Source organism: Streptomonospora sediminis (assembly GCF_054778995.1).
In genome coordinates this window covers 144,380-162,234 of record NZ_BAAGYZ010000146.1, presented here as the reverse complement: position 1 = coordinate 162,234, position 17,855 = coordinate 144,380, and the positions used below count along the sequence as shown (strand labels likewise).

Annotated in this window: 15 protein-coding genes; 4 read left to right on the top strand and 11 right to left on the bottom strand. The window is 72.1% G+C overall.

Going from position 1 to position 17,855, the window contains the following annotated elements; translation table 11 throughout:
• Positions 1-78: 78 nt before the first annotated feature.
• Positions 79-828: a methyltransferase domain-containing protein gene (locus ACYVD5_RS27790; protein WP_461004127.1), complete on the top strand. Its 750-nt coding sequence runs from the start codon at positions 79-81 to the stop codon at positions 826-828.
• Positions 829-952: 124 nt separating this feature from the next.
• On the opposite strand, the gene ACYVD5_RS27785 is transcribed toward ACYVD5_RS27790, so the two are convergent.
• The 6 genes from ACYVD5_RS27785 to ACYVD5_RS27760 all read right to left on the bottom strand — a co-directional run bounded on the left by ACYVD5_RS27785 (position 953) and on the right by ACYVD5_RS27760 (position 8,048).
• Positions 953-3,304 carry a rhamnogalacturonan lyase gene (locus ACYVD5_RS27785; RefSeq protein ID WP_461004126.1) on the bottom strand — a complete coding sequence of 784 codons (2,352 nt, stop codon included), beginning with the start codon at positions 3,302-3,304 and terminating at the stop codon, positions 953-955.
• Between the two features lie 230 nt (positions 3,305-3,534).
• On the bottom strand, positions 3,535-4,287 hold the full coding sequence (locus tag ACYVD5_RS27780; RefSeq protein WP_461004125.1) for a LytR/AlgR family response regulator transcription factor: 753 nt from the start codon (positions 4,285-4,287) through the stop codon (positions 3,535-3,537).
• Positions 4,288-4,290: 3 nt separating this feature from the next.
• Positions 4,291-5,580 carry a sensor histidine kinase gene (locus tag ACYVD5_RS27775; protein WP_461004124.1) on the bottom strand — a complete coding sequence of 430 codons (1,290 nt, stop codon included), beginning with the start codon at positions 5,578-5,580 and terminating at the stop codon, positions 4,291-4,293.
• The gene (locus ACYVD5_RS27770) at positions 5,577-7,262 is read right to left on the bottom strand and encodes a solute symporter family protein (RefSeq protein ID WP_461004156.1); all 1,686 of its coding nucleotides are present in this window, start codon (positions 7,260-7,262) and stop codon (positions 5,577-5,579) included. The genes ACYVD5_RS27775 and ACYVD5_RS27770 overlap by 4 nt, the downstream gene beginning before the upstream one ends.
• Complete coding sequence (locus ACYVD5_RS27765; protein WP_461004123.1) at positions 7,262-7,615, bottom strand: hypothetical protein; 354 nt, start codon at positions 7,613-7,615, stop codon at positions 7,262-7,264. The genes ACYVD5_RS27770 and ACYVD5_RS27765 overlap by 1 nt, the downstream gene beginning before the upstream one ends.
• A gap of 4 nt (positions 7,616-7,619) precedes the next feature.
• Entirely contained in the window at positions 7,620-8,048 is a 429-nt protein-coding gene (locus ACYVD5_RS27760; RefSeq protein ID WP_461004122.1) for a hypothetical protein, read from the bottom strand.
• Between the two features lie 266 nt (positions 8,049-8,314).
• On the opposite strand from ACYVD5_RS27760, the gene ACYVD5_RS27755 reads away from it, so the two are divergent.
• The 3 genes from ACYVD5_RS27755 to ACYVD5_RS27745 all read left to right on the top strand — a co-directional run bounded on the left by ACYVD5_RS27755 (position 8,315) and on the right by ACYVD5_RS27745 (position 11,486).
• Positions 8,315-8,653 carry a DUF4212 domain-containing protein gene (locus ACYVD5_RS27755; RefSeq protein WP_461004121.1) on the top strand — a complete coding sequence of 113 codons (339 nt, stop codon included), beginning with the start codon at positions 8,315-8,317 and terminating at the stop codon, positions 8,651-8,653.
• Positions 8,650-10,356, top strand: a complete 1,707-nt coding sequence (locus tag ACYVD5_RS27750) for a sodium:solute symporter family protein (RefSeq protein WP_461004120.1) — start codon at positions 8,650-8,652, stop codon at positions 10,354-10,356. The genes ACYVD5_RS27755 and ACYVD5_RS27750 overlap by 4 nt, the downstream gene beginning before the upstream one ends.
• A gap of 290 nt (positions 10,357-10,646) precedes the next feature.
• Positions 10,647-11,486: a siderophore-interacting protein gene (locus ACYVD5_RS27745; RefSeq protein WP_461004119.1), complete on the top strand. Its 840-nt coding sequence runs from the start codon at positions 10,647-10,649 to the stop codon at positions 11,484-11,486.
• 95 nt (positions 11,487-11,581) lie between these two features.
• Here the strand turns inward: ACYVD5_RS27745 and ACYVD5_RS27740 are convergent, their stop codons facing one another.
• From ACYVD5_RS27740 to ACYVD5_RS27720, 5 genes are all read right to left on the bottom strand, one after another.
• A complete protein-coding gene (locus ACYVD5_RS27740; RefSeq protein ID WP_461004118.1) occupies positions 11,582-12,379 on the bottom strand; it encodes an SDR family NAD(P)-dependent oxidoreductase in 798 nt (265 codons plus the stop codon).
• Positions 12,372-13,220, bottom strand: coding sequence for a polysaccharide deacetylase family protein (locus tag ACYVD5_RS27735; RefSeq protein ID WP_461004117.1), 849 nt, complete (start codon positions 13,218-13,220; stop codon positions 12,372-12,374). Before ACYVD5_RS27735 ends, ACYVD5_RS27740 begins: the two co-directional genes overlap by 8 nt.
• Positions 13,213-14,418 (bottom strand): C45 family autoproteolytic acyltransferase/hydolase, encoded by a 1,206-nt coding sequence (locus tag ACYVD5_RS27730; RefSeq protein WP_461004116.1) that lies wholly within the window; start codon positions 14,416-14,418, stop codon positions 13,213-13,215. Before ACYVD5_RS27730 ends, ACYVD5_RS27735 begins: the two co-directional genes overlap by 8 nt.
• A gap of 96 nt (positions 14,419-14,514) precedes the next feature.
• Positions 14,515-15,816: an MFS transporter gene (locus ACYVD5_RS27725; RefSeq protein WP_461004115.1), complete on the bottom strand. Its 1,302-nt coding sequence runs from the start codon at positions 15,814-15,816 to the stop codon at positions 14,515-14,517.
• 202 nt (positions 15,817-16,018) lie between these two features.
• On the bottom strand, positions 16,019-17,845 hold the full coding sequence (locus ACYVD5_RS27720; RefSeq protein WP_461004114.1) for an ABC transporter substrate-binding protein: 1,827 nt from the start codon (positions 17,843-17,845) through the stop codon (positions 16,019-16,021).
• Between the last annotated feature and the right edge of the window lie 10 nt (positions 17,846-17,855).

The following is a 17,855-nucleotide window of genomic DNA, read 5'->3' as shown; positions in this document are numbered from 1 at the left end:
AAATGATTTTCGTTTCGTATCCAGATCCGGTTCCGGTCCCCCGGCCGCACCGCCGGGCGTTGCGAGAGGAGCACCGCGTTGGCTGAAGCTGAATACGTCGACCCCTACGTCCGGTCCGGGCCGTTCATCGACATCATGATCGCCGGCTGGTGGGACCACTTCGGCGATGCCCTCGCCGAAGCCGCAGCACGGCTCCCGGCCGAGGCCGGTCCGCTGCTCGACGCCGGAGCCGGCGGCGGCTGGGGCACCAGGCTGCTCGCCCGGTCCCTGCCGAACGCCGCCATCCTGGCCGTCGAGCCCTCACCCGTGCTGCGCGCCGTTCTCCTCTCGCGCGTCGCCGACTCGCCGTACAGCGACCGGGTCACCGTCGACGGCGGCGACCTGCTCTCGACCAGCCTGCCCGATCGCCTCGGCGGCGCACTGCTGGCCAACCTGATCGGGCACTTCGCACCCGAACAGCGCGACCGGCTCTGGGGCACCCTGGCTGCGCGGCTGGCTCCGGGGGCGTTCGCCCTGGTCAACTTGGCACCGCCGGTCGAGCCGGCCCCGGTGGAACGCACCCGGATGAGCGATGTCCGCGTGGGCGAGCGCACCTACACCGGCTGGGCCGCAGCCGAGCCCGCCGGGCCCGACCGGATCACCTGGCAGATGACCTACGAGGTCCACCACGGCGAGCGGCTCGTCAGCCGCGACGAGGTGCACTACGACTGGTGGACACTCTCCGAGCAGGTGCTCCGCGCCGAGACCGCACCCCACGGCCTCCATGTCGCAGCGCACGGCCCGGCCGAAGCCGGCCTGTTCACGGTCGGCACCGAACCACCGCAGTAGCCGGGGCGCGGCCGCGGCGGACCTCTCGCGCTCCGGCCGATCCGCCCGGCCCCGAGCCGGCGGGCGGGCGCGGCCTGCTCCCGCCCGCCGGCAACGGCACCGGGCGCAGGCCCGGATCCGCGTGCTAACGCCCGGGGTACGCGGCCTCCGGAACGGGCACCTGCCGCCAGTCGGTGTCCGACGCCAGGTAGAAGCCCGGATACGCGGGCTGGTTGTAGGCGGTCTGCTGGCCCGCGATCCCGGCCCGGTACTGCGGGTCGTGCATGAGGGTGTAGAGCTTGCGGTCGGTCACCTCGGTCGCGGTGTAGATGCGGATGGCCTCCGAATCGGCGGTGCGCAGCAGCAGCTCCTCGCGCCAGTCGCCGAAAACGTCGGCGACCAGGGCCGGGTTGCCTTTGGTGCCGTTGTTGGTGGCGGTGCCGCCGGCGGTGAGCAGCGTGCCGCGGCGCGGGTCGTCGACCGTGGGCGCCTCGCCGCTGTTGACGAGCTGCGTGGTCATGTCCGGCGCCCAGCGGATGCTCATGTTCGTGCCGGGCACGTCGCGGCCGAGGTGCTCGCCGCCGGCCGACCACAGGCCCGCGTCGGCCTCCTGGTCGGGCGGCATCGACGACCACGCCTCCAGGCCCGGGATGTCCGGGTCGATGTCGCCGGCCATGCCCCGGCCCGTGTCGGTACCGGTGTAGCCGCCGAACAGCACCTCGCCGGTGGCGGCGTCGCGCATCGCGAACCCGTAGGGCGCGTAGGCGCCGCCCTCGTGGACGCCCCAGATCTCCATGCCGTCGCGCCGGGGATCGAGGTCGCCGACGTGCAGGGCGTCGCCGTGGCCCAGCTTGACCCGCTCGCCGGGCACCTGGCTGTCGGGGTGCCCGGTCGCGTAGGAGGAGTACAGCAGCGAGCCGTCGTCGTCGATGGTGGCGGCGCCGTAGACGATCTCCTGTTTGCCGTCGCCGTCGACGTCGGCGGAGGTCATCTGGTGGTTGCCCTGCGAGGTGAGCGTGCCGTGCTCGGGGTCGGCGCCCTCGACCCCGTGCGGGGAGTCGTTGAACGGGTTGGACATCGGCGCGTGCCCGCTGTCGGCCAGCCACTGCCGGGTGAGCTGCCGGCCGTCCCAGCGGTAGGCGGCCAGCGCGGCGCGCGTGTAGTACCCGCGGGCGAAGACGGCCGAGGGGCGGGTGCCGTCGAGGTAGGCCACGCCCGAAAGGAACCGGTCCACCCGGTTGCCGGGTTCGATGCGCGACATCGCGTAGTCGCCCCACATCAGCCCGTCGTCGCCGCGTGCGGGTGCGTAGTCGACGGTGTCCAGCTCGGCGCCGGTTCTGCCGTCGAACACGGTCAGGTACTCCGGCCCCGACAGCACGAAGCCTTCGAAGTTGCGCAGGTCGTTGCGGCTGCTGCGGCCGGGCGCGTAGGTGTCGGTGAAGTGGTCGGCCAGCGCTTCGGCGTCGGTGCGAGAGAGCGGATAGTCGTAGGCGTATTCGATACCGAACGCCTCTTCCAGGGTGGCCGGCCAGTTGCCGGCCCGGACCTCGGGGTGCTCGTGCCAGCCCCGGAACATCTTGACGAGGTGCTCGTAGTAGTCGGCGGAGCTCATGCGGTAGTCGTCGCCGTTGGAGACGCCCGCGGCGGCATCGTCGGCGGGCAGGGTGATGTACTCCGCCGGCTCCGGCTCGCCGCCGGACCCGTAGCCGATGGTCCGGGTGCCGGGGGCGGTCTTGAACATCAGCTCCGAGCGGCCGTCACCGTCGAAGTCGTAGACCAGGAACTGCGTGTAGTGCGCGCCCGAGCGGATGTTGACGCCCAGGTCGATGCGGTGCAGCAGGGTTCCGCCGCGGGTGTAGGTGTCGATGTAGGTGTTGCCCGTGTAGCCGGTTTGGGAGACGTCCTTGGCGTTGGTCGGCGTCCATTTGACGACGTACTCGTAGCGGCCGTCGCCGGTGACGTCGCCGACGCTCATGTCGTTGGCCGTGTAGCCGTACTCTTCGCCGTCCGGGGTGACGCCGCCTTCGGGTTTGCGCAGCGGCAGCTCGTGGTGGCTTTCGGACCAGACTTCGGCCGTGGCTCCCGCGCCGCCGCCCTTGCCGTGGCCACCGCCTGCCGGTGCGACGCGGTACTCGTCTCCGGCCGAGCCTGCGGTGTCCAGGTGGTTGGTGCTGCCGGTGACCGTGGCGATGCGCCGGCCGTCGCGGTACACGCGGAAGGCCTGCGATTTGAGCCCCGAGGGGGTGGCGGCCGCGGTCTCGTGGCCCAGCAGCCGCCAGCTCAGCAGGACGCCGTCGCCGGTGGGGACCGCGACCAGGCCGCGGTCCAGGTCCTCCAGTTGGACCCCGCCGCCGGAGCCGCCGCCGTTGCCGTGGGCGGTAGGGGCCGCGTGGGCGGCTGCGGCCCCGGTGAGCGCGAGCACCACCGCGCAGGCGCCGGCCGCCAGTGCGCTGGGGCCGGGTGGGATCGCGGATTGAATCGTTTTAATGACCCGCAAGGAGGCCTCCCGTTTCTCGGCCCCGGCAAGGGGGCCGCATTAGGGCGGTTGGGGGAACGAGCAGGGCGGTGTGTCGGGGGTCCACGGCGCACCCGCGCACTGCGGCCGCACCAGGCGACCGCAGCGGCACGGTTCGCTCAAATCTACTGGGAAAGCGATTTCCGTCAAGGGGTGCAACGGCGGTCCGCGGTCCGATCCGGTCCTGCTCCCGCCTGCGCCGTGCGCGCCGGCTACAACCCCAGTACCCGGCGCAGCTCGCGGGCCTGGCGGCGCGAGACCTCGACCCGGCTCTTGCGGGGATCGTCCATGAGCAGCATCAACGTGCCCCGGAAATCGGGGGCCAGCTCGCGCACATAGTCGAGGTTCACCAAATAGGAACGGTGCGCGCGGAAGAAGTGGGCGCCGCGCAGCCGGCGCTCCAGCTCGTTCAGCGAGAAGTTCACCAGCACCCGCTCGTCGGCCAACTGCAGATAGGAGTAGCCGCGCGCCGCCCCCGCATAGATGATGGACGACTCGTTGAGCAGCACGGTGCGGTCGCCCTTGTGGACCGGGATCCGGTGCGGGGACTCGGTACCGTCCGAGCGCCGCGGCGCCACCGCCTGCGGCTCGGCCTCGTCCGCCCGCGACGACAGCGCCCGGTCCAGCGCCCGCCCCAGCCGGTCGGCGTCGAAGGGCTTGACCAGGTAGTCGGCGGCGTCGAGGTCGAACGCATCGACCGCGTAGTCGGGAAACGCCGTGGTGAAGACGATCTTGGGCGGATGCGCGGAGTCGCGCAGGCTGCGCGCGATGTCCAGGCCGGTGCCGCCGGGCATGCGGATGTCCATCAGCACCAGGTCGTAGTCCAGTGACTCCAGCAGCAGCAGCGCCTCTTCTGCGTTGGATGCCTCGCCGACGACCTGCACGTGATCGAACCTCGACAGCAGGTAACGGAGGTCCGACCGCGCTGGAGCCTCATCGTCGACGATGAGGCATCGCGCGCGCATAGGTCATCCAAGTGGTATTTGCAGATCGACGACAGTCCCACCGTTTTCGGTGGACTGGATGTCAAGACGATAGCGCTCCCCATACAGCGATGCCAAGCGTCCTGCGATGTTGCTCAGCCCTTGTCCGTCGCCCTCGCGGCGCTCCCCTGCCGAAATCCGCCCGAGCAGATCGGCGGCGATGCCGATCCCGTCGTCGGCCACGCGGATGGAGGTGGTGCGGGTGAGCGGGTCGACCCGCGCCTTCAGCGTGACGGTGCCGCCCGCCACCTTGCCCGCCAGCCCGTGCTTGATCGCGTTCTCCACCAGCGGCTGGATGATCAGCACGGGCACGTGCGCGGTGAGCACCTGCGGGTCGATGTCGTAGCGCACGTGCACCCGGTCGCCGTAGCGGGCCTGCTCCAGCGAGACGTAGGTGCGCACGAAGAAGTACTCCTGGCCGAACTCGGCGAAGTGCCCCTCTTGGCGGACCACGTAGCGGAAGAAATCCGACAGCCGCACCAGCAGTTGGCGGGTCTCCTCGGTGTCGGTGTGCACCTTGGAGGCGATCGTGTTCAACGTGTTGAAAAGGAAGTGCGGGTTGATCTGGGCGCGCAGCGCATCCAGCTTGGCGTCCACCGCGAGGTGCTGGCGGCGGTTGAGTTCGGCCAGTTCCAGGTGCAGCGAGAGGATGCCGGCCAGCCCTTCGACCACGCCGCGCGGCGACAGCGCGCCGTCGCGCCGGAACACCTGCAGCGTGCCCACGGTCTGCTTGCCGTCGGTCAGCGGCGCGACGACCGCGGTGCGCAGCGAGCACTCCGCGGCGGAACAGCACAGCTCGCCGCGGCGCCGCACGAGCACGGTCCGGCCCCGGTTCAGCGCACGCGCGGTCGCCGGGGCCGCCGCATCGCCCGAGCGGTGGTGGTCGTCGCCCGGCCCGGCGAATGCGAGCACCCGCTCGCGGTCGGTGATGGCCACCGCCGCGCCGGCCAGCAGCGGCTGCAGCAGGTGCACGGTGCGGCGCGCCCCATCGGCGGTCAGCCCGGAGCGCAGCGGCATCGACCGGCCCACCGCGGCGATCGTGGTGCCGTGCCGGCCCTGCTGGAGGCGGGCCGGCACCGGTGTGCCGGTGCGGTTGCTGCGCGGCCCCCGCAGCGCTGAGGGGTAGCCGAAGACCAGTGCGGTGGTCAGCCCGGTGCCGATGATCACCGTGGTCCCGGTGCCCAGCGGCGGGGCGGTGATCTGCTGGGTGACCAGGTAGACAGCGCCCCACACCAGGACGATGACACCGGCCAGGGGGAGGCTCCCGTTGCTCATCGGCGTTCCCTTCCCCGCCGGCCGAATCCCGCAACCGTCAGCCGGGCCAGCCGCACCGCGCGGCGGTCGGCCGCGGTGCCGTGCATGCGCAGCCATATGGCATCCAGGCCCGGCGGCGGCCGGGTCGCCAGCGACACCACCGCCGTGGCGGCGGCGGCGCAGGGCGCCGATACGACCGTTGGTGTCAGCAGCACCTGCGCGTAGGCGTTGTCGCCGAGCAGCAGGCCGGCAGTGCACATGCCCACCGCGGCAACGGTACCGGTGATCATGCCCGCGACGGCGCCCGGACCGGTGGTGCGGCGCCACCAGATCGCGAACAGGAACACCGGGGTCAGCGCCGATCCCGCGAGGGCGAACGCCCAGGTCACCATGGTCGCCACAATCGACGGGAACTGCCCGGTGACCGCCTGGGGGTGCACCGCCAGCGCGAGCGACGCCGAAACCGCGGCAACGACGGCGACCGCGGCGCGGCCCGCCCACAGTGCCTGGCGCTGGGTCGCATTGCGGTTGATGTGGCGCTCGTAGATGTCGTGCCCCCACGAGGCGGCCGAGGCCAGCAGCAGGCCGGCGATGGTCGACAGCACCGCCACCAGCGCGCCCACTGCGATCAGGCCCAGGCCGGCCCGCCCGCCGAAGACCTGGCCGAGGACGAGCAGGGCGTACTCGGGTACCCGCAGGATGCCGCCGGTGGTCAGTTCGCGCACCCACGGCAGGTGCGCCGCCGCGTCGCGGACGACCGAGCGCGCGGCGGTGCCCAGCAGGACCGCCAAGGTGTAGAACAGCCCGGCCATGCCCACGACCCACACGGTGGTCATGCGTGCCGCGGTGCCGGTGGGGCTGGTGAAGTAGCGGTTCATGATGTGCGGCAGGCCGGCGGTGCCCATCGCCAGCGACACGATCAGCGCGAACTGGCCGAACTGGGTGTACTGCCCGCCGGGCTCGCCGAAGTAGGCCGGGTCCTCGGGGTGCAGGCGGTTCTCGACCGGCTCCAACCGCCAGGTGCCTTCGGTCTCGGCGGGGTTGGCCAGCGGGCGCGCGGACAGCTCCCGCAGCGCGTCGGGGAAGTTGAATCCGGAGCCGGCGACGACGATGGCCAGCCAGATGAAGATCGCCAGCAGCAGCAGGAACTGCACGGCCTGGGTCCAGGTGGTGCCGCGCATGCCGCCGAGGGCGACCATCAGCATGATGGCGGCGGTCGAGACGAGCACGCCGGTCGTGTAGGCCGAAAGGCCGCCCAGGCCGTGGCCGATGAACAGCTCCCAGATGATCCCGCTGGCGACCGCCTGCGGCACCAGGTAGGCCAGGATGACGAGCTGCACGATGGCCACCGAGGTCAGGCGTACGCCGTTGGAGTCCAGCCGCCGCCCCAGGAAGTCGGGGATGGAGAACTCCCCGAACCGGCGCAGCGGAGCGGCGATGAACAGCAGGACGGGGACGAACCCGGCGGCGAAACCGGTGGCGTACCACATGCCGTCCAGGCCGGAGGCGTAGACGGCCGCGGCCACGCCCAGGAAGGACGCCGCCGAGAAGTAGTCGCCGCAGATCGCGCAGGCATTGGTGACCACGCCGACCCGGCGGCCGGCGAGGTAGAACTCGAAGGTGGAGGCGCGCTGCGGCCGGATCAGCACCGCGACCGACGCCACGGCCGCCAGCAGGACGGCGAGCAGCACGATGCTCGCCATCACGGCGGCAGCGCCTCGTCCTCCCGGTGGCCTTCGCGGGCCGGACCGCCCAGCATGCGTTCCTCGACCGCGTTGGACAGGGTCGCCGCCGCCAGGCACACCACGAAGAAGAAGGCATAGAGCCCGAACGCCGTCATGGCGAACATCGGGCTCATCCCGCCGTAGAGCCGGCCCTGCGACCACCAGTCCAGCGCCGCGGTGAGCAGCGGGACGGCGATGACGACCCCGGTGAACACGGCGACGTGGCCGAGGGCGACACGCCGCAGGGTGCGGAACGCGGCGTCGACCTCAGCGGGGGTGTCGTGCTCGTCGGCGGAGCCCAGCAGGAGGTCGGGCTCGTCGGGGTCGCGCATGTGGTCAGGCGGCCGCGGAGTACAGGCGGCGGGCGGCAACGAGGAGCAGGACGGCGCCGGCGCCGACGATCACCAGGCCGACTCCGGGCAGGAGTTTGCCCCAGCTGTCGGTGGCGGCACTCAGCTGCATGATGCGCGCCGCCTGCCACAGCACCAGCCCGCCTGCGGCGGCCGCCGGGATCAGGGCGTGCACCAGGGCGATACGCCGGTGCGGCATCAGCGCCCCGCCCACGGCGAGGGCGCCGGCGCACATCACCCACAGTCCGGGGCCGGCCATTCCGGAGAGGTTGCCCAGTGGTGTGGACACCCACGGGGTGAACGCGCCGATGATCAGCAGTAGTCCGCCGGCGAGCAGCCCGGCGCTGCCCGGGTGGAAGATGCTCCGCCGCGCGGCGGGGGCGGCTGGAGCTGCGGAGCCGTTGGATGGCGACATGGCCGAATCCTAACCACTGGTGAGGCGGGTGTTGAGAGGGGCTTTCGCCGAAGGGCCCCGCGGATGAACCAGCGGTCGGCCGGTGCGCGCGAACGGTCCCGGGTGTGATCTATGCCATTCGTCGGATCCATACGACCGTTCAAAAGACGGATCGGCCGTTCGCCCCCATCGGGCTTGTGCACAGGCGGGCGGGTGCGCTGGTGTCTACCCCAGCGGTACGGGGCCCGCGCATTCACAGTCCCTACCCCATTACTAGGAGAGCGATCGTGGCTGAAACGGAAGAACACAGCCCGGGGCCGCCGGGCGGCAACGGCTGGAGGCGTGAGTACTGGAAGAAGAACCTGCGGCTGATGGTGGTCTTGCTTGCCATCTGGTTCATCGTGTCGTTCGGCTTCGGGATCCTCTTCGTCGAGCAGTTGAACCAGATCGTCATCCTCGGGTTCCCACTCGGTTTCTGGTTCGCGCAGCAGGGGTCCATCTATGTGTTCCTGCTGCTGATTCTGGCTTACTGCCTGTACATGGACCGCCTCGACAAGCAGTTCGGCGTCTACGAGTACAACGACGAACCGGCCGGAGGCGGCAGCGCTGAAGGGGGCGAGTCGTGAGCGAAATCCAAATCTGGACGACGGTCTTCATCGTCCTGTCCTTCGGCGTCTACATGACGATCGCCTGGCGCAGCCGCGTGCGGGAGACCGCGGGGTTCTACGTCGCCGGCCACGGCGTCCCCACCATCGCCAACGGCGCCGCGATCGGGGCCGACTGGATGTCGGCGGCGTCGTTCATCTCGATGGCGGGCCTGATCGCCTTCCTGGGCTACGACGGCAGCATCTACCTGATGGGCTGGACCGGCGGCTACGTCCTCCTCGCGCTGCTGCTGGCGCCCTACCTGCGCAAATGGGGCAAATACACGGTCCCCGAGTTCGTCGGCGACAGGTACTCCGAGCTGGTGCGCACCGTCTCGGCCATCGCGGCCATCATCGTGTCCTTCACCTACGTGGTGGGGCAGATGAACGGCGGCGGCATCGTCTTCAGCCGCTTTTTGAACGTGGACATCACCTGGGGCGTGATCATCGCCGCGGTCGTCATCTTCGTTTACGCGGTGCTGGGCGGCATGAAGAGCATCACCTGGACGCAGGTTGCCCAGTACACCGTGCTCATCATCGCCTACATGATCCCGGCCGTGGCCGTGGCGCAGCAGATGACGGGCATCCCCATCCCCCAGGTCTCCTTCGGCCAGATCCTCAGCGGGCTGAACGACCTGTCGGTGGAACTGGGCCTGGAGGTCTTCACCGACCCGTTCACCAGCCGGCCGATGATCGACATCTTCCTGGTGACCATGGCGCTGATGATCGGTACGGCGGGCCTGCCGCACGTGATCATCCGCTTCTACACCACCAAGACCGTGCGCGGCTCGCGGTACTCGGCGTTCTGGGCGCTGTTCTTCATCGCCCTGCTGTACACGACCGCACCGGCCGTGGGCGCCTTCACCAAGTTCAACCTCCTTGAGGGGGTGAACGGCACCGCGACCGACGCCCTGCCGGACTGGGTGCAGAACTGGGCGGCAACGGGCCTGGTGACGGTGAACCAGAACGCGGACGTGGTCAACACGGTCAGCAACGACCCGGCCGCCGGGGCGGACCTGACCGTCAACAACGACATCCTGGTGCTGGCCTCGCCGGAGATCGCCGGACTGCCGGCGCCCATTGTCGGCCTGATGGCTGCGGGCGGTCTTGCCGCGGCGATGTCGACTGCGGCCGGCCTGCTGCTGGTCATCTCCTCGTCGGTCTCCCACGACCTGTACTTCCGCTACTTCCGCAAGACCGCGGGAGACCACGAGCGCCTGCTCGTGGGGCGGATCGCGATGGCCGCGGCGATCGTCGTGGCCGTGGTCGCCGGAATCAACCCGCCGGCCTTTGTCGCCCAGGTGGTGGCGTTCGCCTTCGGTATGGCGGCGTCCAGTTTCTTCCCGGCCATTGTGCTGGGCATCTTCTGGAAACGCTGCAACGCCACCGGAGCCGCGACCGGCATGATCGTCGGCCTCGGGTTCACCATCGCCTACATGCTCTACACCCTGGAGGTGTTCGGTCTGGCGGCCCACGACCCCATATTCGGGGTCAGCCCCGAAGGCATCGGTGCTGTGGGCGCCCTGGTCAACGCCGTGGTGACGGTCGTGGTGTCGCTGGCCACTCCAGCGCCGTCGCGCCACATCGCCGAGATGGTCGAGAGCATCCGCTACCCGTCGCCGCGCCGCATCGCGGGCACGGGGACGGGAACGGGCCCGGGAGCGCCCACGGGCAGCACCGAGTAACCCGGCTCCGGCTCCGGACGTTCCGGCGGCCGGCAACACCCGCCCGACCATCCCCTCAAGGCCCCTCCCGCTCCCCTCCCGGTGGGAGGGGCCGCCTTATGCCCTGCGGGGCACCGCCGGGGCGGTCTCCGGTCGCCTAGTCTGGTGATCGCAGCGCGGCGGCCGCCGCCGCACGCCCGGGCGTGCGACTCCCCGACCGCGAGCGGCACCGCGCGGCCCCCAACCGCGATCGCACCCGCCTGACCGGGGTCTTTGGCCGCGGCAGGCGAGGGGAGGAAGGAAACCCACCCATGGCCGAACGTCCCGCAAGACCCCGGCCGAGCGCCATACGCGCCCAGGTGCAGCGGGTCGAGCAGCTCACCCCGCACATGATCCGCATTGTGCTGGGCGGACCCGGGCTCGACGGCTTCGCCGCAGGCGAGTACACCGACCACTACATCAAGCTGCTGTTCCCTGCCGAGGGCGGCGCCTACCCCGACCCCTTTGATCCCCAGGCCATCCGCGAGGAGCAGCCCCGCGACCAGTGGCCGGTCATGCGCACCTACACCGTGCGCCGCTGGGACGCCGAGGCCCGCGAGTTGACCGTCGACTTCCTGTACCACGGGCAGCAGGGGGTCGCCGGACCGTGGGCGGCCAATGCCCGGCCGGGCGACGACCTGTACTTTTCCGGTCCCGGCGGCGCCTACGCTCCGGACCCGGCCGCCGGCTGGCACCTGCTGGCCGGCGACGAGAGCGCGCTGCCCGCCATCGCGGCCGCGATGGAGCGGCTGCCGGAGGGCGCCCTTGCCCACGTGTTCATCGAGGTCGCCGACCCACAGGAGGAGCAGAAACTACAGACCGCCGCCGACGCCGCGGTCACCTGGCTGCACCGCGGCACCGAACGGGTCGGCGAGCCGCTGGCCCGCGCGGTCGCCGGGTTGGACTTTCCGCCCGGCGATGTCCAGGCGTTCGTCCACGGCGAGGCGGGCGCGGTCAAGGAGCTGCGGCGGCTGCTGCGCCGCGAGCGCGGCGTGCCGCTGGAGCGGCTGTCCATCTCGGGCTACTGGCGGACCGGCTTGAACGAGGACGGCTGGCAGTCGAGCAAACGCGAGTGGAACCGCCAGGTCGAGCAGGAGACCGAAGGCGCTTGACCGGAGCGCCGCGAACCGCGGATCGGGGACCGGGAAGCGAGCGGGGCGCACGCGCATCCCGCCCCGCCCGGCCCCCGGTGTCCGCGGCATCCGGGTCACAGCCAGGTGGGTGCCTCGGGTGAGCCGGCCGCTGCGCCGCCGTCGGCGGGCAGGACGGCGCCGGTGACCCAAGCCGACTCCGGGCCCGCCAGCCACAGCACCGCCGGGACGATGTCGGCGGCCGCGCCTGCCCGCCCCAGGGGTGTGGCCCGCCCGGCCGCATCGGCGTAGTGCTGCGGTATCGGGTTGAGGTCCGACCGCACGTGGACATAGCCCGGAGCCACCGCGTTGACCCGGATGCCCTGCGGGGCCAGTTCCAGGGCGCAGCTGCGGGTGACCGCGTCCAGCGCGGCTTTGGATGCGGCGTAGCAGGTCGTGCCGGTGCGGGCGCGCGCCGCGGCGCCGGAGGAGATGTTGACCACCGCGCCGGGCCGGCCCGCTGCGGTCAGCCGCCGGGCCAGCGCCAGGGTCAGCAGCAACGGCGCGCGGGTGTTGACCGCCAGTACGCGGTCCCACAGTCCGGCGTCGGTGTCCAGGGCCGCGCGGGCCGGGTAGAGCCCGGCGGCGTTGACGAGGATGTCCACCCCGCCCAGCCGCCCCCAGGCGGACTCCACCACCTCTTCGGCCGCTGCGGCCCGGGCGAGGTCGGCCGCGATCAGCGCCTGCGGCGCGGCCGGGCCGGGGGCGGGGGCGGGGCCGGGTTCGGCGGGCGGGTGCAGGTCGGTTCCTGCAACCGCGGCGCCGGCCGCCCGCAGCGCCGCGGCGCACGCCGCGCCGATACCGCCGCAGGCACCGGTGACCAGTACCCGCGCATCCTCCAACAGCGGTGTGGCGCCGAGCGGGGTCTCAGGCACCGCCGCCACCCCCGGCCAGGGCCGCGGCCGCGTCGGCGGCCACCTCGTCGCAGCGGCGCACCCCGATGTCCAGTTCGGCCAGGCGGTCCAGGAACCACTCCAGGCCGAGCATGCGGTGGCCGCGGCCGATGACCTGCGGGTGGAAGGTGATGACGCAGACGCCGCCGGGTTCCTCCCGCGCCATGTAGACCACGTCGTCGAGGAAGTTCGCAAAGACCTCTTGGGGCCTGCGCAGACCGGGCATGAGCAGCCCGGGCGCCCGCAGGTACTCGAACTGGGGGTAGTCGTCGAGGCTCCAGGACACGGGCAGTTCGACCAGCGGGGTGCGGCGGCCGAACTCGAAGGGGCCGTCGGCGGGGGCGCGGTCGCCGCTGCGGACCCGGTAGGGCGTGTAGTCGGTTGCCATCAGGCTGGAGTCGTAGGCCAGGCCCAGTTCCTCCAGGATGTCGGCGGTGGCGTCGGTGAAGTCCCAACTCGGGGTGCGATTGCCGACGGGCGCGGTTCCGGCGGCAGCGGTCAGCACCTCGGCGGAGCGGACCAGTGCGGCGCGCTCGGTTCCGGCGTCGAGCGCGGAGACCGGCTCGTGGGCGTAGCCGTGCAGGCCGATCTCGTGGCCGGCCCGGGCGATGTCGCCGACCAGCTCCGGGTAGGTGTCGGCGGTGTGGCCGGGCACGAACCAGGTCGAGGGCAGGCCGCGGGCGTCGAGCAGCCGCAGCAGCCGGGGCACCGCGTGCGCGCCGAACTCGCCGCGCGAGTAGGGGCCCGGGGAGTTCATCCCGCGCGACATCCACAGCGAGATCGCGTCGAAGTCGAAGGTGAGGCAGACGGTACCGTCAGGCATGGGCGGGCTCCTGGATCCACGGGGAGGCTGCTTCGGGGGTCTGCTGCGCGGCGGTGCCGGCCGGTGGCGGGGCCGCGGCGAGGTCGCCGAGCCGCCACCGGGCGGGCGGCTGCTCGCAGGCGGGGTGGGCGGCGATGGTGAGTTCGCGGGCGTCCAGGTCCATGGCGAGCGAGTAGAGGGTGCAGAACCGGTCCTCGGGCGCCGCGGCGGGGTCGGGGTGGCGGCAGACGGCGTCGGGGTAGGAGTAGTGGTCCTGCAGGGCGCGGCGGATGCCGTCCAGGGTCACCGACCTGGCCTCCAGCGCGTCCTCCAGCAGGTGGCGGACGCGTTCGCCGCGCAGCAGGGTCAACTGCGACCGGGCCTTGCGCAGGTCGCCCACTGCCACGGCGGTCTCGAAGTGGTTGGCGTGGGTGATCAGTCCCTGGCGCGGCAGCAGGTGGCCGAAGTCGCCGGGGGCGACCTCCAGGTCGATGGCCTCGCCTCCGGCGTCGGCGATGAGGATGTTGCCCGAGGAGATCCGCTGCTGGGGCAGGACGGCGCGGTGCGCCTGGGACATGGTGCGCGCGTGCAGGACGCCGCGCAGCAGGAAGTGGTAGGGGACCCCGTCGCCGCCGCGGTCGGCGTCGGACACGAGCAGGTTCGCGCACACGCCGAGTCCCGCGGAGTTGAGGCCGCTCTTGGCGAGCATGCCCGCTTCGGTCAGCGACAGCACGCCGAACCCGTCCTCGTCGCGGGTGGCGAGCAGGAAGGTGACCGGGCCCTGCTCGGGGTGCCAGTCCCAGTTCTGGGCGAGCAGGGTGTGGCCGCCGGCGGTGCGCGAGCCCAGCACGGCCAGCGAGGTGCAGCCGCCTTCGCGGTAGGCGGTGCCGTAGAGCATCTCGGTGCGGGCGTTGAGGGCGTAGATGTACTCGGGGGGTTGCTCGGCGCCTTCCGCGAGGCCGTCGAGCATGGCCGCCACGGCGGTGTCGTAGTCGGCGGCGACGGTGCGGTAGCGGCCGCCCCACCGGCGCACCGCGGCGTCGTCGAGCCCAGCCTGGTCGCGGAAGCGCTTGCGGTAGGAGTCGAGGTTGGCGGCGACCAGGTCGCGGGTTGCGGCGCCGATCCGCTGGCCCATGCCGGTGTGGCAGCCGCTGACGCTGAGCACGGCCGGGCCGCCCGGCGCGGCGGGGGTGGCGGAGGCAGGGGCGGTGTCGGACAACGTTCCTCACCCTTTTCTGGGAGTCGGATCCGGGAGTCGGAGAATGTGCGCGGAGAGCCGCCGGTGCGGGCGGCGGTCAGCGCCGGGCGGCACTTGTCAACGCAGTGACTTGTGCGCGGTTTCGCGCATCGACAGCACGACGATCGTGGTGAGCAGGCCCGCGCCGGCGGCGAGCAGCGCCGGCGAGGCGTTCCAGCCGGTGGCCGAGATCAGGAAGGTCGCCAGGAACGGTGCCGTGCCGCCGAAGACCATGACCGAGCCGTTGTAGCCGATCGACAGCGAGGAGTACCGCACCTCGGTGGGAAACATTTCCGAGATCGCGGCGGGACCGGGCCCGGAGAACACCGCCAGCAGCAGCGCCAGCGCCAACTGCCCGCCGTAGATCGCCGCCGTGGTGCCGGTGTTGAGCAGCATCATGATCGGCAGGCTGAGCACCAGGAACCCGGCGGCCGAGGCCAGCAGCAGCGGTTTGCGGCCGATGCGGTCGGACAGGGCGCCGAACACCGGGATGAGCACGGTGAACAGCGACAGCGCGACCACGTTGGCGACCTTGGCGTGGGTGGGGTCGGCGCCGACCACCTCGGTGAGGTGGGTGGGCAAATAGGTCAGGAACAGGAAGTACGACAGGGTCCACAGCACGGTGAAGCCGAAACCGCGGACGATGGCGAGCTTCTGGGTGCGGAAGCTCTGCAGCAAGGGGCTGCGGACGGTTTCGCCTTCGGCGGCGGTCTGTTTGAACGCCGGGGTCTCGTCGAGCATCAGGCGCAGCGCCAGGGCCGCGATCCCGGTGAGGACACCGAGCAGGAACGGCAGGCGCCAGGCCCACTCCAGCAGCTGGTCGTGCGTGAACAGCAAGGTGTTCGCGGTGGCCACCCCCGCAGCGAGCAGGAAACCGAGCGCGGTCGAGACCTGCTGGGCGCTGCCGAACAGGCCGCGGCGGCGGGCCGGCGCGTATTCGACGATGAGCGCGGCGGAGCCGGCCCATTCCCCGCCGACCGAGAAGCCCTGCACCAGGCGGGCGGCGACCAGCAGCAGCGGGGCGCCCAGCCCGATCTGGGCGTAGGTGGGCAGCAGCCCGATCAGCGTGGTCGAGCCCGCCATCAGCACGACGGAGAGCACCAGGGCGCGGCGGCGGCCGTGGCGGTCGCCGATGTGGCCGAACACCAGCGCGCCCAGCGGCCGGATCACGAAGCCGACGGCGAAGACCGCGAAGGTGTAGAGCAGGCCGGCGGCGGTGTCGGAGTCCGGGAAGAACAGGGTGGCCAGCAGCGCCGCCGAATACCCGTAGATCACGCTGTCGTAGTTCTCAAGGATGTTGCCGAAGCCGGCCGAGAGGACTGCCAGCCGGGCGTCGCGGCGCGTCCTGGTGGCGGTGCCGGCCTGCACGTCTGTGGTCATGTTGGTCTCCCATGGGCCGTCGCTTCTGACGGCGGGCATCGGGGTGGGGGTGATCGACCAGCCTGGACGCCGCAGGGCCGGCCGGCATCGGTCGGATGACCGATGGGTGGCCGGCGGATGGGCGGCGGGTTGCGGGACCGCGAGCGGGCGGACCGCGAGCGGCGGGATCGCGCGGGTCGGCCGCGGTGGCGCCGCCGCGGTCTCAGGCCGGCCAGGGGGGCGCAGTGAAGGCGCTGGTGGCGTAGGCGCCGGGGGCGATCAGCCGGTGTTCGCCGCCGCTGACCTGGTAGACGAGGTGGGCGTGGGCGAGGGACGGGTCGCCGGTGTCGTCGGGGAAGGACAGCCCGCGCTGCCCCGGTCCGCCGAAGTAGTAGGCGCCGGCCACGCCGCGGTACACGCTCGTCCGCAGCGCGTCGGCGACCTCGTCGTGGGCCCAGGGCCGGCTCGCGCGCTGCCAGGCCGCGGCGAGCAGGTGCACCATGTCGTAGTGCACCCCGGCACTGGCCTGGCCGGGGTCGGCGGCGTGGCTGCGCCGGTACCGGCGGTTGAATGCGCTGCCGATCATGTCGTCGTAGGTGCCGACGACGGTGGACCACAGCAGACCGTCGGCTTCGGGGCCGCTGCGGGCGAGGAATCCGGGGATGGAGGGGGTCCAGACCGTGTACAGCAGGGTCGGGGTCGGCGCTGCGGCGAACGCGCCCAAAAACGCCCGCAGTTCGGATTCGACGTAGCTGGTCAGCAGCACGGCGGCGGGTTCCTGCGCCCGCACCCGGTCCAGCACCCGGCCCCAGTCGGCGCCGATGTTGGGGACGGTCACCACCTCGGCGGTCTCCCAGCCGTGCCGGTGCGCGGCCTGCTCCAGGTCGCCGTGGTCGGGGCGCAGGGTGTCGCGCAGCACCAGGACCAGGCGGCGGTTGGCGGGGCGCCAGCGGCCCTGGTCGCGCAGGTCGCTGACGGTGCGCAGGAACCCGGAGATGTAGGCGTCCTCGGCGGCGCAGACCTGGAAGGTGCGGCCGAAGCGGGCGGGGTCGGCGGCCACGAGTTCGGATCCGGCGACGGCGACCATGGTGTGCAGCAGCGGAGCGCCGTGCTCGGCCACCCGGGAGAACACGCGTTCCTGCTGGGCGGGCGCGAGGTATCCCAAGGTGACCGCGTCGACGTCGGCGTCGAGCAGGCGGTCGAGTGCGGCGCCGGTGCCGCCGGCGTCGGCGAGGTCGGCGGTCGCCACGACGTGCTCGACCCGGCGTCCGCCGACGCCGCCCCGGCTGTTGAGTTCGCTGATCGCCAGTTGGGCTCCGGTGCGCATGGCGCGGCCGTCCTCCAGCGAGGGGCCGTGCAGCGGGTAGAGGGAGCCGAGGTAGAGGGGGCGCCGGCGCAGCCGCCGCTGTATACCGGCGGGCCCGGCGGGTGCGGGCGCCGCCGCCGCGGTCTCCTGCGGGGTCCGGTCGGCACCTCCGCCACCGGGATCGGCCGGGGCCGCGGGGTCGGGGGCGTCGAGCCTGCGCAGCGGCAGCGCGTCCAGTGCGGTGCCCGGGGGCAGCGGCAGCACGAGCAGGCCGTGCCCGATGGCGATCGCCGCAGCCGCCGACCGGGTGGGCTGGCCCAGCTTGGCCAGGATGTGTTCGACGTGGGTGGCGACGGTGCGGCGGGCGATCGAGAGCCGTTCGGCGATCTGGGCGTTGGTGAGCCCGCCGGTGACCAGGGTGAGGATCAGCAGTTCGCGCGCTGTCAGGCCGTAGGGAGCGCTCATGCGGTCGGCGTGCAGGGCGGTGCCGCGCCGGGCGGTGGAGGTGGCGTCGGATTCGACGGTGATCCGCCACGCGGTGCCGCGGTCGTCGAGGTAGAGGTAGTGCTGCTCCCCCAGGCGCTGGCGGTGCGCGGCGCGCAGGTGGCCGCCCAACACGGTGTGGGCGGCGAGGAAGCCCGGGGGCGAACTGCGGACCCTGCCCCGGGAGTCGATGACCGCGCGGGCATGGTCGGCACCGGCGTGGCCCGCACCGGAACCGGAAGGTGCGGCGTTGTGCATCATGTACGCAGGC

What these genes read in the sequence shown, in the direction of transcription:
- ACYVD5_RS27780 (WP_461004125.1), bottom strand. Translation starts at nt 4,287, where the DNA reads ATGCGCGCGCGATGCCTCATCGTCGACGATGAGGCTCCAGCGCGGTCG.
- ACYVD5_RS27720 (WP_461004114.1), bottom strand. Translation starts at nt 17,845, where the DNA reads ATGATGCACAACGCCGCACCTTCCGGTTCCGGTGCGGGCCACGCCGGT.
- ACYVD5_RS27770 (WP_461004156.1), bottom strand. Translation starts at nt 7,262, where the DNA reads ATGGCGAGCATCGTGCTGCTCGCCGTCCTGCTGGCGGCCGTGGCGTCG.
- ACYVD5_RS27745 (WP_461004119.1), top strand. Translation starts at nt 10,647, where the DNA reads ATGGCCGAACGTCCCGCAAGACCCCGGCCGAGCGCCATACGCGCCCAG.
- ACYVD5_RS27725 (WP_461004115.1), bottom strand. Translation starts at nt 15,816, where the DNA reads ATGACCACAGACGTGCAGGCCGGCACCGCCACCAGGACGCGCCGCGAC.
- ACYVD5_RS27765 (WP_461004123.1), bottom strand. Translation starts at nt 7,615, where the DNA reads ATGCGCGACCCCGACGAGCCCGACCTCCTGCTGGGCTCCGCCGACGAG.
- ACYVD5_RS27735 (WP_461004117.1), bottom strand. Translation starts at nt 13,220, where the DNA reads ATGCCTGACGGTACCGTCTGCCTCACCTTCGACTTCGACGCGATCTCG.
- ACYVD5_RS27760 (WP_461004122.1), bottom strand. Translation starts at nt 8,048, where the DNA reads ATGTCGCCATCCAACGGCTCCGCAGCTCCAGCCGCCCCCGCCGCGCGG.
- ACYVD5_RS27775 (WP_461004124.1), bottom strand. Translation starts at nt 5,580, where the DNA reads ATGAGCAACGGGAGCCTCCCCCTGGCCGGTGTCATCGTCCTGGTGTGG.